The 15,150-nt window shown below is 70.8% G+C and carries 15 protein-coding genes; 6 read left to right on the top strand and 9 right to left on the bottom strand.

The genetic code is table 11. The annotated features are described in order from the left end of the window. Positions 1-30 precede the first annotated feature (30 nt). Complete coding sequence (locus BMY97_RS04345) at positions 31-594, bottom strand: TetR/AcrR family transcriptional regulator (protein WP_091612615.1); 564 nt, start codon at positions 592-594, stop codon at positions 31-33. Then, positions 591-1,376, bottom strand: coding sequence for an SGNH/GDSL hydrolase family protein (locus tag BMY97_RS04340; RefSeq protein ID WP_091612612.1), 786 nt, complete (start codon positions 1,374-1,376; stop codon positions 591-593). The genes BMY97_RS04345 and BMY97_RS04340 overlap by 4 nt, the downstream gene beginning before the upstream one ends. A gap of 426 nt (positions 1,377-1,802) precedes the next feature. Here BMY97_RS04340 and BMY97_RS04335 point away from each other — a divergent pair, with 426 nt between their 5' ends. Together BMY97_RS04335 and BMY97_RS04330 are read left to right on the top strand one after the other, a co-directional pair. Next, complete coding sequence (locus BMY97_RS04335) at positions 1,803-2,168, top strand: hypothetical protein (protein WP_245787130.1); 366 nt, start codon at positions 1,803-1,805, stop codon at positions 2,166-2,168. Positions 2,169-2,211: 43 nt separating this feature from the next. Continuing rightward, complete coding sequence (locus BMY97_RS04330; RefSeq protein WP_091612609.1) at positions 2,212-3,120, top strand: NAD(P)H-binding protein; 909 nt, start codon at positions 2,212-2,214, stop codon at positions 3,118-3,120. 1 nt (position 3,121) lies between these two features. On the opposite strand, the gene BMY97_RS04325 is transcribed toward BMY97_RS04330, so the two are convergent. Then, positions 3,122-4,594, bottom strand: coding sequence for a helix-turn-helix domain-containing protein (locus BMY97_RS04325; protein WP_091612606.1), 1,473 nt, complete (start codon positions 4,592-4,594; stop codon positions 3,122-3,124). 105 nt (positions 4,595-4,699) lie between these two features. Here BMY97_RS04325 and exaC point away from each other — a divergent pair, with 105 nt between their 5' ends. The 3 genes from exaC to BMY97_RS04310 all read left to right on the top strand — a co-directional run bounded on the left by exaC (position 4,700) and on the right by BMY97_RS04310 (position 7,372). Further along, entirely contained in the window at positions 4,700-6,223 is a 1,524-nt protein-coding gene (gene exaC / locus BMY97_RS04320) for an acetaldehyde dehydrogenase ExaC (RefSeq protein ID WP_091612603.1), read from the top strand. After that, the gene (locus BMY97_RS04315; RefSeq protein ID WP_091612599.1) at positions 6,223-6,597 is read left to right on the top strand and encodes a DUF779 domain-containing protein; all 375 of its coding nucleotides are present in this window, start codon (positions 6,223-6,225) and stop codon (positions 6,595-6,597) included. Before exaC ends, BMY97_RS04315 begins: the two co-directional genes overlap by 1 nt. A 73-nt stretch (positions 6,598-6,670) precedes the next feature. Next, positions 6,671-7,372: an MOSC domain-containing protein gene (locus BMY97_RS04310; RefSeq protein ID WP_091612596.1), complete on the top strand. Its 702-nt coding sequence runs from the start codon at positions 6,671-6,673 to the stop codon at positions 7,370-7,372. 9 nt (positions 7,373-7,381) lie between these two features. Here BMY97_RS04310 and BMY97_RS04305 read toward each other — a convergent pair whose 3' ends face one another. Then, on the bottom strand, positions 7,382-8,863 hold the full coding sequence (locus tag BMY97_RS04305) for a sulfatase family protein (RefSeq protein WP_218156674.1): 1,482 nt from the start codon (positions 8,861-8,863) through the stop codon (positions 7,382-7,384). Beyond that, positions 8,860-9,945 carry an ROK family protein gene (locus BMY97_RS04300; protein WP_177231168.1) on the bottom strand — a complete coding sequence of 362 codons (1,086 nt, stop codon included), beginning with the start codon at positions 9,943-9,945 and terminating at the stop codon, positions 8,860-8,862. Before BMY97_RS04300 ends, BMY97_RS04305 begins: the two co-directional genes overlap by 4 nt. A 273-nt stretch (positions 9,946-10,218) precedes the next feature. Between BMY97_RS04300 and BMY97_RS04295 the strand changes: the two genes are divergently transcribed. Next, positions 10,219-11,565 carry a sugar porter family MFS transporter gene (locus tag BMY97_RS04295; protein WP_091612590.1) on the top strand — a complete coding sequence of 449 codons (1,347 nt, stop codon included), beginning with the start codon at positions 10,219-10,221 and terminating at the stop codon, positions 11,563-11,565. On the opposite strand, the gene BMY97_RS04290 is transcribed toward BMY97_RS04295, so the two are convergent. From BMY97_RS04290 to BMY97_RS04275, 4 genes are all read right to left on the bottom strand, one after another. Then, positions 11,566-11,844: a hypothetical protein gene (locus tag BMY97_RS04290; protein ID WP_143086118.1), complete on the bottom strand. Its 279-nt coding sequence runs from the start codon at positions 11,842-11,844 to the stop codon at positions 11,566-11,568. Next, on the bottom strand, positions 11,814-12,155 hold the full coding sequence (locus BMY97_RS04285; protein WP_091612583.1) for a hypothetical protein: 342 nt from the start codon (positions 12,153-12,155) through the stop codon (positions 11,814-11,816). Before BMY97_RS04285 ends, BMY97_RS04290 begins: the two co-directional genes overlap by 31 nt. Before the next feature lie 11 nt (positions 12,156-12,166). Beyond that, positions 12,167-13,381 carry a hypothetical protein gene (locus tag BMY97_RS04280; RefSeq protein WP_218156673.1) on the bottom strand — a complete coding sequence of 405 codons (1,215 nt, stop codon included), beginning with the start codon at positions 13,379-13,381 and terminating at the stop codon, positions 12,167-12,169. An 88-nt stretch (positions 13,382-13,469) separates the two neighbouring features. Then, on the bottom strand, positions 13,470-15,083 hold the full coding sequence (locus BMY97_RS04275; RefSeq protein ID WP_091612580.1) for a beta-N-acetylhexosaminidase: 1,614 nt from the start codon (positions 15,081-15,083) through the stop codon (positions 13,470-13,472). Positions 15,084-15,150 lie beyond the last annotated feature (67 nt).

Raw genomic sequence — 15,150 nt, 5'->3', positions numbered from 1 at the left:
GGGAGGAACCCGGCCGCTCTTCGCCGAGTGTCAGCCCAAGTACGCGTCGAGCGTCACCGCGAGAGCTGATTCCGGCGAAGGCGCGAAGCTCGCCCCGGCCAGCCCGCCCCACAGCCACAGCTGCGCCAGCCCGTGCAACGCCGCCCAGAGCGAAGCCGCGACGAGCCGTGAGTCGGTTCCTTCGCGGAGGCGCTCGTCCTTCGCTACTTCGCGGTCTTCGTGGACGAGCGTGGCGAAGAAGTCGAACACGATGCTGCTCGCGCTGACCAGGCCGGGCTCGTCCGGGTCGGTCAGGTCGCGGCGGAACATCAGCTCGAACATCGCCGGGTTGCTCAGCGCGAAGTCGACGTACGCGTGGCAGGCGGCGGTGAGACGCTCTCGCGGAGTGCCGTCGGGGAGCTGGGAGCCGCGTTCGAGCAGCTGCGTGAAGCCCCGCGTCGCGACGACGGACAACAGCTCGGCGCGTCCGGCGAAGTGACGCAGTGGCGCGCCATGGGAGACGCCCGCCGCCTTCGCGATGCCGCGCAGCGTCACCGCTTCCACACCGGCGTCGGTGAGCAGAGCGGTGGCGGTGCTGATCAGCCGTTGTCTCACAGCTGCGCCTCGCTGAACGCCACGGGCAGCAGGTCGGGGCGCTTGGGCAGGAAGCCGTCGCCGGGTGAGCGCCCGATGAGGCGGTTGCGCAGCCGCGTGACGCCGACCGGCAGCACTTCCTTGCACAGCCAGAGCAGGTCTTCGCGGACGCTCGAGCGCGCGGGCACGCCGGGCAGCGGACGGAGCCAGTCGCCGTCGTGGCCGATGCCGAGGCGGTTGAGGACATGGCCGGCGACGCGGAGATGACCGGTCTCGGACAGGTGCAGGCGGTCCGGGCCGAAGTAGCGGGCGTCGTGCGCGGCCTGGTCGGGCCAGAGGTCCACGAGCTTGGCGCCGTAGCTGACGGAGGCTTCGCGGATGGCGTCGTTCAGCGCGGTGACGCGGGGGCGCATGCGGGTGCCGAGCGGCATGCGGTGCGAGATGTCGCTAAGCGTGAAGGTGACGACGGTGGGGGCGATTCGCGTGCAGTGGCGGATCGCGGCGTCGACGCGGCGGGCGACGGTGCGCGCGTCCCAGCCGCGGCTCATCACGTCGTTGCCGCCGCCGAACAGCGCGATCAGGTCGGGCTCCAGCCGTTCGGCGGTGGGCAGCTGCTCGGCGGTGATCCGGTCGAGGCGCCGTCCGCGCACGGCGAGGTTGGCGTAGCGGAAACCGGGCTCGTGGCGGGCGAGCCGCCCGGCGACGAAGTCGGCCCAGCCGCGGTACTGGCTGTGGTCGGGGTACGGATCGTCGAGCCCCTCGGCACAACTGTCGCCGACGGCGACGAATCTCTGGAAGCCCATGTCGAATCTCCGTAACCCCTGGTTCACCTTGTAGACACTGTCTATCAAACTTGTGTAGACGGTGTCTACGTGGGGTGGATCGCTCAGGGGTATGAAGATGCCGAGCCGGTTCAGCAGGCCGACTGGGCCACCGAGTCGATCCGGTCCGCGGCGGGCGACGCGGGATCTTGCTTTGCTGAAGACGCCGGCGCCGCGACGAGGTTGGCGTCGCGATCGCTTCGTGGCCTGGGCCGACGTGGCAGCGCTCGGGGCCGGTGAGAGTGTCGAAAAATGGGGTGAGGAGCGGCTGGTCGCGGGCGTAGCGTCGCCGGCTGTGATCAGTGAGGACGACCCGGCGGACGGGTGGTTTCCCGAGAGCGTGGCCGCGGGCTACGACGCGCCCGGTGGAGCGAACTCGCCCGAGGTGGTGACGCTCGCGGTGCGCCGGTGAGCGGCATCGAGCTGAGCCGGGCGATGGCGGCGCGGCTCGCGGGCAAGCCGGGCGGCGGCGCGGTCGAGGTCACGATCGGCGATATGACGACGACGCGGGTGGCCGGTCGGTTCTCCATGGGCTACCTGGTGTTCAACACGATCAGCAATGCGCGAACGGGACGGTGTCCTGTCCCGGCGGCAGGCGGCGCAGGTCCGTGTCGCCCGGCGCCGGCTACGTCGGGTTCGACCAGTACGACGTCGTCACGCAGGAGTTCACTTCGAACCACGTCACTGTGTCGCCGGACGGGACGGGGCGGTTGGGCGTTCACTGCCGAAAGCACCAAACACGTGTCGGTCTGGCAGAAGTTCCCGAGTGTGTGAGGGTGCGGCGCAGCCCGGCCGGGAGTCCGGAAGGATCTTCGGCATGAAGATCCTGGTGGTGGGTGGAAGCGGGTTGCTGGGGCACCACGTGCTGGAGCAGCTGCGGTTGCGCGGGCACGAGGCGACGACGGTGGCGCGTACGCCCCGCGAAGGCGTCGACCGTGTCCTCGACGTCGCGGCGGCTTCCGACGAAGAGCTGCGAGAGCTGGTCGCGGGTCACGACGGTGTGGTGTTCGCCGGTGGCATGGACGACCGGGCGGTCGGCAAGGGGCCGGTCGCGCCGAGGTTGTACGCGGGCAATGTCGCGCCGGTGGTGGCGTTGCTGCGTGCGGCTCGTGCGGCGGGCTGTACGCGGGCCGCGGTGCTGGCGTCGTATTACACGTACTTCGACCGCGTGCACCCTGAGTGGGAGCTGGCCGCGAAGCATCCGTACGTGCGCAGCCGCAACGAGCAGGCTCGGGTTGGGCGCGAGACGGCGGGGCCGGACCTGCCGGTGGCGATCATCGAAGTGCCGTTTGTCTTCGGGGTCGCGCCCGGACGGGTGCCGGAGTGGTCGGTGCCGCTGGTGAAGTGGATCCGGTCCTCCGCACCGCTGTTCGCGCCCGCGGGCGGCAGCGCGGCGACGAGCGCGCGCGGCGTCGGCATCGTGACCGTCGAGGCGCTGGAGGACGCGTCGGGCGCCGACATCCCGGTGGTGGAGGAGAACCTGCACTGGAAGGACATGCTCACGCGGATGGCCGGCGCGGCGGGCCGGGCCCGCCCGGTGCGCACGATCCCGGGCGCCGTCGTCACGGCGATGTTCCGCCTCGGCGGTTTCGTCAACCGGGTGGCCGGCAAGCATCCCGGGCTCGCCATCGAGCATCTCGACGGCCTGTTCCTGCGTGAGCTGTTCGTGGAGCCGCCGGTGCCCCGCTCCGTCGACGAGGCCATCCGGGAGACGGCGAAGGCCTGACTTACCGCAGCCGGGTCCGGTGCGTCCTCGCCGCGGCCAGACGAGGGTCGTCGGCGGGCAGCCGGGTGCAGAGGGCCTCCAGGATCTCGCGGTCGTCCGCGCCGCAGGAGGTTTCCCAGAACGACCACAGCACCGCGGGGTCCGGGCTGTTCAGGGCCAGCTGGCGGACCTGGGCGGTCAGGGCCTCGCGTTCCTCCAGGATCGCCGGGGCCTCCGATTCCGACAGCAGCGGGCCGTGGAAGGCCTCGACGGCTTCGGCCGCCGAGCCGCGGCGCAGCGCGGCGCGGATGCGCAGGAAGTCCGCGTCGACGTCGGCGGCCAGCCGGTACGGGCGGGTCTGCACCACGCCCGTGCCGAGTTGCGTGCGCAGGCGGTGGATCTCCGCGCGGACGGTGACCGGGTTGCCGTTCTCGCCGTAGAGCTGCAAGGCCAGGCGCTCCGCGGAAAGCCCGCGCGGGTGCAGCGCGAGCAGGGTGAGGATCTCCGCGTGCCGCAGCGTGAACGGGACCTCGCGACCGTCCACAGTGGTCGATCCGGCGCCGTCGGTGAGGAACTCCAGCCGCAGCCGGCGCCGGTGCGCCGGTCCGGAGGTGGCCAGGCGCAGCAGGAAACCGTCGTCCAGCGGGTCGACGACGGCGATCCGGCCGTCCGGCAGCGTCACCGTGCCGCCGCCGCGGCGTACCTCCACAGTGGACGGAAGGGTGCAGGATTCCGCGGCCAGCACCCGTCCGCCCGCCGAAAGCAGGGCGCCGGGACGGCCGCGCAGCGCCTCCAGGTGACGCATGTTCGTGCGCCGCACCTTCTCGTCCCGCACCGCCAGGTGGGCGCGCAGCTGGCCCTCCGCGAGCTGGGCCGTGGCGGTGACCAGCGCGAGCATCGCCGGGTGGACGGTGCGCAGCGGCCCGCTGACGTCGATCGATCCCAGCAGCAGCCCCGTTTCCGGGTCTCGCACGGGCGCCGCCGCGCAGGTCCACGCGTGATAGCGGGCGACCAGGTGCTCGGCCGAGTAGATCTGCACCGGCGCGCCGGTCGCCAGCGTGGTGCCCATCGCGTTGGTGCCGATGGCCTCCTCGCTCCAGCGCGTGCCCTCCGTGAGCGCCACGCGGTCCGCGCGCACCAGGACGCCGGACGCGCCTTCGCGCCAGAGGATCAGCCCCTCGGCGTCGGTCACGATCATCATGTGCTCGGCGTCTTCGGCGATGCTCACCAGCGTCTGGCGCAGCAGCGGCAGCAGCGGCGCGAGCGGGTGCTCGTCGCGCAGGTCGGGCATTTCGGCCGGCTCGTACACCAGCGGGGCCTCACCCGAGTCCGGGTCGACGTGCGCGGCCAGCGAGCGCTGCCAGGAGTCGGAAACCACCGAACGCGGCGAGCGCGGGGCCGGGACGCCGGACAGCACGGCCTCGCGGACGTCTTTGAGCAGCCGCGCGTACGACTCCGGATCGCGCAGCAATTCCGGCTCGGGCAGCTCCGCCACGTCTCCCAGGGTAGAGACCCAGCTCACAGCGGCGCAACGTCCGTGCAACGTAGCCCGGCCTAGCGTTCGCGGCTGTCCGTCACTCCCGGCAACGAGGCAGGAAAGATGGCCGTTTACGCCGCACCGAACACCGACGGCAGTGTCGTCGACTACGAAACCCGTTACGACCACTACATCGGCGGCGAATACGTCGCCCCGGCCAGTGGGCAGTACTTCGAAAACCCCACCCCGATCACCGGCAAGACGTTCACCGAGATCGCGCGCGGGACCGCCGCCGACATCGACCGGGCCCTCGACGCGGCGGAGGGCGCCGCGCCGGCGTGGGGCCGCACGTCCGTGGAAGCGCGCTCGGGCATCCTGCTCAAGATCGCGGACCGGATGGAGCAGAACCTCGAGAAGATCGCGGTCGCCGAGGCGTGGGAGAACGGCAAGCCGGTACGCGAGACGCTGGCCGCCGACATCCCGCTCGCCATCGACCACTTCCGCTACTTCGCCGGCGCCCTGCGCGCGCAGGAGGGCGGCATCTCGCAGATCGACGAGAACACCGTCGCGTACCACTTCCACGAGCCGCTCGGCGTGGTCGGGCAGATCATCCCGTGGAACTTCCCGATCCTGATGGCGGTCTGGAAGCTGGCCCCGGCACTGGCCGCGGGCAACGCGATCGTGCTCAAGCCGGCCGAGCAGACGCCGGCGTCGATCCACCTGCTGATGTCGCTGATCGGCGACCTGATCCCGCCCGGCGTGCTGAACATCGTCAACGGCTTCGGCGTGGAAGCGGGCAAGCCGCTCGCGTCGAGCGACCGCGTGCGCAAGGTCGCCTTCACCGGCGAGACCACCACCGGGCGGCTGATCCTCCAGTACGCCAGCGAAAACATCATCCCGGTGACGGTGGAGCTGGGCGGCAAGAGCCCGAACATCTTCTTCGACGACGTCGCCGCCCAGAACGACGCCTTCTACGACAAGGCGCAGGAGGGCTTCACGCTCTTCGCGCTCAACCAGGGCGAAGTCTGCACGTGTCCTTCGCGCGCGTTGATCCAGGCCGGCATCTACGACTCGTTCCTCGGCGACGCCGTGGAGCGCGTGAAGAAGATCAAGCAGGGCAACCCGCTCGACACCGACACGCAGGTCGGCGCCCAGGCGTCCAACGACCAGTACGAAAAGATCATGTCCTACATCGACATCGGCAAGCAGGAGGGCGCGAAGGTCCTCACCGGTGGCGAGAAGGCGGACGTCGGCGGCGAGTTCAGCGGCGGCTACTACGTGCAGCCGACGGTGTTCGAGGGCGACAACAAGATGCGGATCTTCCAGGAGGAGATCTTCGGCCCGGTGGTCTCGGTGGCGAAGTTCGACGACTACGCCGACGCGATGAAGATCGCCAACGACACCCTGTACGGCCTCGGCGCCGGCGTCTGGTCGCGGGACGGCAACACCGCCTACCGCGCCGGCCGCGACATCCAGGCCGGCCGCGTCTGGGTGAACAACTACCACGCGTACCCGGCGCACGCCGCGTTCGGCGGGTACAAGGCCTCGGGCATCGGCCGCGAGAACCACAAGATGATGCTGGACCACTACCAGCAGACGAAGAACATGCTGGTCTCCTACTCGGACCAGGCGCTCGGGTTCTTCTGATGACCACGCGACGGGTGGACCTCACCGAGTCGGCGGGCGACCTGCTGCGCAAGCTGGTGGCGTTGCACGGCCCGGTGATGTTCCACCAGTCCGGCGGCTGCTGCGACGGCAGCGCCCCGATGTGCTACCCGCTCGGCGAGTTCAAGGTGGGCCAGCGGGACGTGCACCTGGGCGACCTCGCCGTCGACGGCATCGACGCCGTGCCGGTGTGGATGTCCGGTCCGCAGTTCGAGTACTGGAAGCACACGCACCTGACGATCGACGTCGTCACCGGGCGCGGCAGCGGGTTCTCCCTGGAGGCTCCCGAGGGCGTGCGCTTCCTGATCCGCTCGCGGTTGTTCAGCGACGAGGAGTCGGCGGCGCTGAACGGATAGCGCAAGGGCTCGTGAGTGGTCGTGCCGGTGAGAACCGGCGTGGCCACTCACGAGTCGTGTTAGCTTCCGGGGTATGACCGACCTCCGACTCGCCGGCGTTTTCGTCGGCCGCCCCAGCGTGCTCGGCCACCGTCGCGACCAGCCGGTCCTCAGCGCGATCGTGAAGGAACCGGTGACCGCGCCGGAACTCGCGCTCACGCGGCTCAACCTCGACGGCGACGAGCAGGCCGACCTGACGGTGCACGGCGGGGTCGACAAAGCGGTTTACGTCTACCCGAGCGCGCACTACGACGCGTGGGAAGCCGACGGTTTCGACGTCGGGGTCGGCCACTTCGGCGAGAACCTCACGGTGTCGGGCGCGGACGAGACGACCGTGCGGATCGGCGACGTCTGGGCGTGGGGCGAAGCACTGGTGCAGGTCTCGCAGCCGCGGCAGCCGTGTTTCAAGCTGGCCATGCGGACCGGGCGCAAGGACGTGGTGCCGGGCATGATCGACTCCGGCCGCTGCGGCTGGTACCTGCGGGTGCTGCGCCCGGGGACGGTGCCGACCGGCGGCGCGCTCACCCTCGTGGAGACCGACGCGGACGCCCCGACGATCAGCGAGGTCCACGTCATCGCGTTCGCCAATTTCGCGCAGCTCGAACCGCCGCAGGCCGAGGCGGGCATCCGGTTCGCCGAGCGGGTCCTGGCCACCCCGGCGCTTTCGCCGTCCTACAGCGGCGGGATCCGCTCGGCCGTCGACCGCTGGCGGTTGCGGCACGCCAACGTGAGTTGACGCCGCGGGTCACGGTGTTTCGAACGAGCTGAGCGTCACGTCGTAGTCGGCGCCGCCGACGGCGAACATCGACGTCATCCAGTGGTAGAAGTTGTCCCCGCGCTCGCGCAGCTGCCGGTACAGCTCGGTGATCAGCTCGCGGCCGACGTCGGCGAGGCGCGGGTCGTCGATCCGGTTCACCAGCTCGTGCGGGTCGTCGCGCAGGTCGTACAGCTCGTTGACCGACTCGGGGTTGACCACGAGCTTGTGCGTGCTCGTCCGCAGCATTCGTTGCGGGTACGGGAAGTGGTGCCCGTGGAACTCGGCGAGCACGGACCCGCGCCAGCCCGGGTGCTCGCCGTCGACCAGCGGCCGCAGGCTCCGGCCGTCGGCCGCGGGCTCGGTGGGCAGTCCCGCGAGGTCGAGGATGGTCGCGGTCAGGTCCGTCAACGTCACGAACTCGTCGCGGACCTGACCCGCGGGGCTGCCCGGAATCCTTGCCAGCGCGGGAATCCGGTAGATCTCGTCGTACATCGCGGGGCCCTTGTCGTGCAGGCGGTGCGCGCCGGTGAACTCGCCGTGGTCGGCGGTCATCAGCACCGCGGTGTCCTCGGCGAGGCCGAGGCGGTCGACCGCGTCGAGGATGCGCCCGATCTCGTGATCGATGAGCGTGACGTAACCCCAGTAGGCGGCGACGAGCTTGCGGCTGACGGCCTCGTCCAAGGTGTCGAACGCCCAGTGCGCGCTGTAGTTGCGTTGCACCGGGGGCTTGCCGTCGAAGGTCTCGCGCACGGACGGCGGCAGCTCGATCCCGTCCGGTTCATAAAGATCGAGGTACTCGCCGGGCAGGATGTAGGGCAGGTGCGGGCCGAAGAAGTGGGTCGCCAGGAAGAACCGCCGGCCACCGGGATCGGCGGCGAACCGTTCGAGCATCTCGATGGTGCGGTCCGCCAGGTAGTGCTCGAACGTGGCTTCGACGGGCTGGTGCAGCCGCGCCGCCATCAGGTTGCCCGGCCCGCCGTTGGGCGCCACGCCCCGGACGGGGTCGCTGATCCGGTACGGCGGCAGGCCGCGCTCGTCCAGGTAGGCCAGGTAGTCGGGGTGATCGACCGGGTTGTGCCAGCCGGGCAGCGTCGGCCCCTCGAAGCCGTAGTCGGCCGCGGTCCGGCGCACGCCCCCGTGCCACTTGCCGACCAGCCCGAGCCGCCAGTCCGCGTCACGCAACGCCTCGGCGAAGGTGAACTGGTCGTCGGCCAGATCCTCCAGGTAGCCGACGTTGCGCTCGTAGTTGGCCAGCAGCCGGTGCCGGAACGGCGCCACGCCGGTCAGCAGGCTCGCCCGCGCCGGGGTGCAGATCGCCGTCGGGGTGAACGCGTGCGTGAAGCGGGTCCCGCTCGCGGCCAGCCCGTCCAGCGCCGGGGTCCGGACGGCCGGATTGCCGTAACAGCCCAGCGTGGAGATCGAATGCTGGTCGGTCATCAGGAAGACGATGTTGCCGGGCGCGTCGTTCATCCCGTGGTCCGCGCCGGGATCCCGGTCCGGTCCGCGGCCAGGCGGGCGTGCACCAGCGCGCCGCGCGCGCCGGCCGTCCGGTCGTCGTGGGCCAGCCGGACGGTCAGCTCGGCCACACACCAGCTGGGCGCCACATCGCGCAGCACGTGTTCCAGCCGGTCGGGGAAACCCGGCAGCTGGGCGACCCGGCCGCCGACGACCACCAAGGACACGTCCAGCACGGCGAGCACCCCCGCCAGCGCCTGCCCGGCCGCACCGGCGGCCTGGTCGAGCGCGGCCGTCGCGCCGGGATCGCCGGCGCGCAACCGTTCGGTCAACGCGGTGAGATCCGCGCTGCCGGTCGCGGCCAGCAGCGCGGGCAGGCTCGCCACCAGCTCGACGCAGCCGCGCCCGCCGCAGGCGCACCGCGGCCCCTTCGGGTCGACGCACACGTGGCCCAGTTCGCCCGCCGTGCCCCAGCTACCCGAAACCAGCGAGCCGTCGACCACCACACCACCGCCGACACCCTCGTCCACCCGCAGGTAGACCACATTCCGGTCGCCGGCGGCCGCGGTCTCGCCGAGCGCCGTGTAGCGGGTGTTGTTCTCCACGCGCACCGGGACACCGAAGCGCTCGGCCAGGCAGGCGGCGACGTCGGCGCGGTCGCGGGTGAACCGGGCGAGCGCCAGGTCCTGGGAGCGGCGGCCCTCGCCGGTGAACTTCGGGCCCGGGGTCCCGGCCGCGACGCCGTGCACGGTGGTCAGGTCGAGGTCCTGCTCGGCCGCGAGGTCGGCCAGCAGCGCCACGGCCGCCGCCACGCGGGCGCGGACCCCGGTGCCCGCGCCGATATCGCGGTCCGCCACCGCGATCACGTTGTCCGCGCCGTCGGCGACGGCGACCGCCAGATGCGCGCGCCCGATCTCGATGCCCACCAGCTCGGCCCGCGAAGCGTTGATGCTGACCAGCATCGACGGCCGTCCCCGGCCGCCGTCCGTCCCGTGCGCGGACTCCCGGATCCGGCCCTCGCCGGCCAGCACCCCCAGGCAGCTGGACACCGTCGCCCGGGAAAGCCCGGTCTCGGCGACCAGGCGCTGGCGGGTCATCGGCCCGTACCGGCGCAGGGCCGCGATGATCGCGGCGCGGGAGGCGTCCGAGCCCGCCCGCCGGGCGTCACCACTCGTTGTCCCGGCGATCTCGCGCCCCTTCCCCCGGCTGTCGTCCGTCCTCGGAAGATTATGTCCAACATCCGACGGAAACAAGATGATGCATGGAAAGAGTCTTCCCATTTTTGTTGTAGTACTTGACGTTAATAGACGGGCGGGTTGACACTCTCCGGCACGTTCCCGCCCAGGCTCGGTGACCACCGGAGGCCAGTCATGAAGCGAGCGACCGCGGTGGCCGCGATGGCCGCCGTGCTCGTCGGCTACGACATGGGGGTCATCTCCGGCGCGCTGCTGTTCATCAAGCCGGAGTTCCGGCTTTCGCCGCTGGAGAGCGGTTTCGTCGTCACGACCTTGCTGGTGGGGGCGGTGGTCGGCGCGGCGGTGGCCGGATCGGTGGCCCAGGCGATCGGCAGGCGGACCACCCTGCTGATCACCTGCCTGGTGTACGTGGTGTCCAGCGTGGTGATGGCGGTGGCGCCGGGTTACGGCTGGCTGCTCGTCGGCCGGGCGCTCGCGGGCGTCGCCGTGGGCAGTACCCAGAGCACTGTGCCCACGTACCTGGCGGAGCTCGCCCCCACCGACACGCGGGGCCGGCAGAGCACCGGCAACCAGCTCATGATCGCGACGGGCATCCTGATCTCCGCGGTCGTCAACTACTTCTTCGCCCGCGACCTCTCGTGGCGCTGGTCGCTCGGCCTCGCGGCGGTGCCGGCCGCGCTGATCGGACTGGCCCTGCTCCGGCAGTCCGAGACGCCCCGCTGGCTGATGCTCAAGGGACGGGTCGACGAGGCGCGCCGGGTCCTCGACGCGTTGCTGCCTGCCGACCAGGCGCAGCGAGCGTTCGGCGAGCTCGACGCCGCGCGCCGGGCCGACGTCGGGGGCGACACCGGCAACGCGTCCCTCACCTGGCGTTCGCTGCTGCGCTCGCGCGCACTGCGCCGGATACTGGTCGTCGCGACGATCTTCTCGATGGCACAGCAACTTCTCGGCATCAACTCGATCGTCTACTACGCGCCGACGATCCTCGCCCAGGTCGGCTTCGGCACCACGGCGGCCTTGATCAACACTATCGGTTTCGGCGTGCTTTCGGTCGTGATGACGCTCCTGTGCGGGTATGTCGTCGACCGGACCGGGCGACGTCCGCTGCTGATCGCCGGCGCGGTCGTGCTGGGCGTCGCGATGCTCGGCGTGGCCGCCGTGTTCGGCTTCCACCTGCTCGGCACCTTCGCCGGGCAGAGCGCCGTCCTGGCCATGCTCTCGATCTTCAAGGCGGGCTACTCGCTGACCTGGGGGCCGGTCGTGTGGATCATGCTGCCGGAGCTGTTCCCGCTGCGGGCGCGCTCGGCCGGCGTCTCGGTGGCCACCAGCGCCCAGATCCTCGTCACGGTGGCGCTCACGCTGTTCTTCCCCGACCTCATCGCGCACGGCGCCACCGGCATCTTCGTGTTCTTCGGCCTGTTCGGCTTGGCCGCGGCGGTTTTCGCCGCGAAGCTGCTGCCCGAGACCACCCGGCAGAGCCTCGAGTCGCTCCACCTGCCCGCACTGCGACGATCGTCGTGATCAGTTGCCGAGGTTCATCTCGCCGATGAACCACCGTCCCTGCTTCCGCTGCAGCGTCCATTTCACGCCGAAGCCCCCGGCGTTGTGCGAGCCGATGAGCATCAGGGCGTTCAACGTGTGACCGTCCAGGCTGATCCCGGTGTCGGCCACGGTCGCCGTGTCGCCCGACGGCGTGATCTTGTCCACCGTCACCTTTCCCTTCGGGGGCAACGCGATGCCGGGCTTGGCCCACCCGGTGCGCAGGCTGGTCAGGGTTTGGTGGCTTCCGGTTGCGCGCAAGCCTTGGCCGGGTCCAGGTTCGAGTTCGGGGGAGCGGTGTTGAGCAAGCATGCCTTGCGGTAGTGCTGCTGAAGGACATCCGTGACGAAAACGGTCATCAGGGCTTCGGGCGTCGCCGAGCCCTTCGCCTCGTCACCGCCGGGCGTGGTGGCCGATGGGGCAGTGCCGGCTGTGGTACTCGGTGCCGCGGCCGGTGAATCACCTCCGGCCGCGCTCGTCGCTGCCGGGCCGCCGCAGGCCGCGGTGCCGGCGAGCATCGTGACCAGCGCGGCCGGCACCACGACCCGGCGGAGTTTTGCCGTCGCGAGCATCAATGGGCCTTTCACTTGTGCTGCAGGGCCTGGAATTCGGGCAGCCAGGCGTAGTTCGGCGCGGCGGTTCCGTTCGGGAGCGGCTGCACGGTGTGCGTGGCGAACAGGCTGTTCAGCAGCCATGGCGTCTTGTCCGGGCCGAAGCCGCCCGACATCGCGGCGTCCTGGCCGATCCCGTACCCGGCGAACGCGAGCTTTCCGGTCGCGCGGAACTTCTGCGTCTGCTCGGTGAGGAAGTTCTTGTTGTTCTCGAACCACGGGCTGGTGCGGAGGAAGTCGTCCCACTGGTCCTGCGGGAACGGCTTCGCGAGCGCGTCCTTGATGACCTGCCACACCTGGGTGCCGGGCGCGACGTGGTACTTGCTCGCGTACTCGGCGGACACCCGGCCGGTGAGATGCTTCTTCCAGAACAGGACCAGCGAGAACTCGGTGGCGAGGAACTTCTTGTCCGGCCCCAGTTTCGGCAGGACGTAGTCGAGGTAGGCGGCGCCGCCGCCCGGGTCCGCGAGGTGCGGGTGGATGTCCGTGCCGGCGAGCTCCGGGGTGGTGCGCACGTGGGTCAGCCAGCGTTCGGTGGCCGCGACGCGCCACGCGGGCTCGTCCAGGTGGTTCAGCGCGCCCATGTAGAGGCTGGTCTTGCCCTGGCCGGGGGAATGGGCCGCGCGGTACTTGACGACATGGTCGGCGACTGCCTCGTAGAAGGCGTTGAGCGCGCCGTTGGCCCAGTCGTCGCGGGTGGACTCGATGAACGGCTCGTTGCCGAGCACCAGGATGTCGATCTTGTCCAGCACCAGCGGCAGCACCTTGTCCAGCCGGGCGAGCTCGGCGTTCATCGCCGCGCTGCCCGGCCGCGGCAACGGCTTCGGGGCGTACGGGAACTTCAGCGACAGCACCGTTCCGTAGCCCTGCCCGCTCGCCCGCAGGAGGGTGCTGACCGTCGGGTCGGCGGCCGGATCGCCGTCGTCGACCCGCGGCATGGGCAGGAACCCGCGCAGCCAGGTCGCACCCGCGGTCGTGAGCTCGCCGAAGGTCATGACGCGCGGGTCGCCGTTGAAGTTCGCGCCGAGGACGCCGTCCGGCGGCGGTGCGGTGACCCGCGCCGCGGCCTCCGGCGAAGTGGCCGCGGCCAGTCTCGGGTCCGCCGAGCCGCAGGCCGCCCCGCCCAGCGCGGTCGCGCCGGCCATTGTGGACAGTTGAAGCAGGCGGCGCCGGGACAGTCGGGTCATGTGCGCAGATGTTCCATGCACCGCCTGCTTATTGTCAAGCGGTACGACATAAATCAGGTGAGTCAGGGCAGCGCCGGCGCCGGTTCGGTCACCTCCAGTCGACCTGCGGGGAGCGGTAGAAGTCGATGCCCTGCGCCTGCCAGCGCGGGGCCTGCTTCGCCAGCCGCTCGCGGTAGGCGTCCCAGTTGTGGGAGGCCTGCGGCGACCAGCCGATCTCCGCGATGCCCGCCAGTCGCGGGAAGGCCATGTACTCGAGGTTGTCGCTGGTGCGGAGGGTCTCCGTCCACAGTGGAGCCTCGACGCCGGCGACGGAGCTTTCGCCGACGCCGTCCACGAGGGTCGCCGGGTCCCAGTCGTAGGCGTCCTTGACCTCGACGAGGCCGGCCCAGTCCTGGCCGAGCGGCGTCTGCGCGTTGTACTTCATGTCGAGGTACGCGTGGTTCGACGGCGACATCAGGATCTTGTTGCCGCGCGCGGCGGCGGCCGCGACGTCGGCGTTCGCGCCGCCCTGGTCCCAGTACTGCGGGATGGCCGAGGCCGGCGGCTGGGTCTTCGAGATCTCGTGCCAGCCGGTGATCAGCTTGCCGTACTTGGCGACCAGCGGGCTCACCTTCTGGTAGAAGGTCTTGTAGTCGGCGTCGGTGGTGGAGTGCGCTTCGTCGCCGCCGATGCCGAGGTACTTGCCCGGCGTGATGGCGGCCAGCTCGCGGATCACGTCCTCGACGAACTTGTACGTCGTCGGCGAGCTGATGCACAGCGAGCTGTAGCCCACCTCGGTGTCGGTGCGCGGCGGCACCGCGACCCCGTCGCAGTTCAGCTCCGCGTACGTGGCCTGCGCCGCGTTGGTGTGCCCGGGCATGTCGATCTCCGGGACGATCGTGATGTGGCGCGAAGCGGCGTACGCGACGATGTCCTTGTACTCCGCCTGCGTGTAGTAGCCGCCCGGGTCGCCATCGACGGCGCCCTTGCCGCCCTCGGTCGCCAGCCGCGGCCAGCTCTTGATCTCGATGCGCCAGCCCTGGTCGTCGGCCAGGTGCAGGTGCAGGGTGTTGATCTTGTACTGCGCGATCTGGTCGATGTACAGCTTCACCTGCGACGGCGTGAAGAAGTGCCGCGCGACGTCGAGCATCGCGCCCCGGTAGCCGAAGCGCGGGTAGTCCAGGACGCTGCCGCCCGCCACCGTCCAGCTCGCGCGGAACTGCACGGACTTCGCGTCGATCGTGGCCGGCAGCAGCTGCCGCAGCGACTGCACGCCTTCGAACAGCCCGGCGGCGGTGTCGGCCTTGAGCGTGACCCCGGACTTCGCGACGTCCAGCTGGTAGCCCTCGGTGCCCACGCGCGGGTCGGCGTGGCCCACCTCCAGCGAGATGGCGGGCAGCCCGGCCGAGCGCTGGACCACGGGCAGCGCGTACCCGGTCGAGGTCCGCAGCAGCCCCCGCAGGTAGGCCGCGACGTCACCCGCGCCCTGGCCGGCGCGGATGACGGTGAGCGGCGTCAGCGTGAAGTTCGCCTTCGGGTCGGCCTTCGCCTCCACGGGCACCGGCACGATGTCGGTGACGCTGCGCTCGACCTCCCGGGGCGCGGGCACTGCGGCGGCGGACCCGGGCAGCCCGAGCGCCGCGAGGCCGAGAACGGTCACACCGAGCACGGCCCTGGACAGGGTCTTCCTCACGGCTACCTCCGTCGGGGAGAAGACAGACATCAAGAGGTATAGACCACCTCGATCGCCGGGGCAACGGCCGAACGGCTGGTGACCTCAACCGCTTCGA

It is taken from the genome of Amycolatopsis saalfeldensis (assembly GCF_900110575.1).
In the GTDB taxonomy this organism is placed as follows: Bacteria; Actinomycetota; Actinomycetes; order Mycobacteriales; family Pseudonocardiaceae; genus Amycolatopsis; species Amycolatopsis saalfeldensis.
This window is presented reverse-complemented; position numbering and strand designations above follow the sequence as displayed.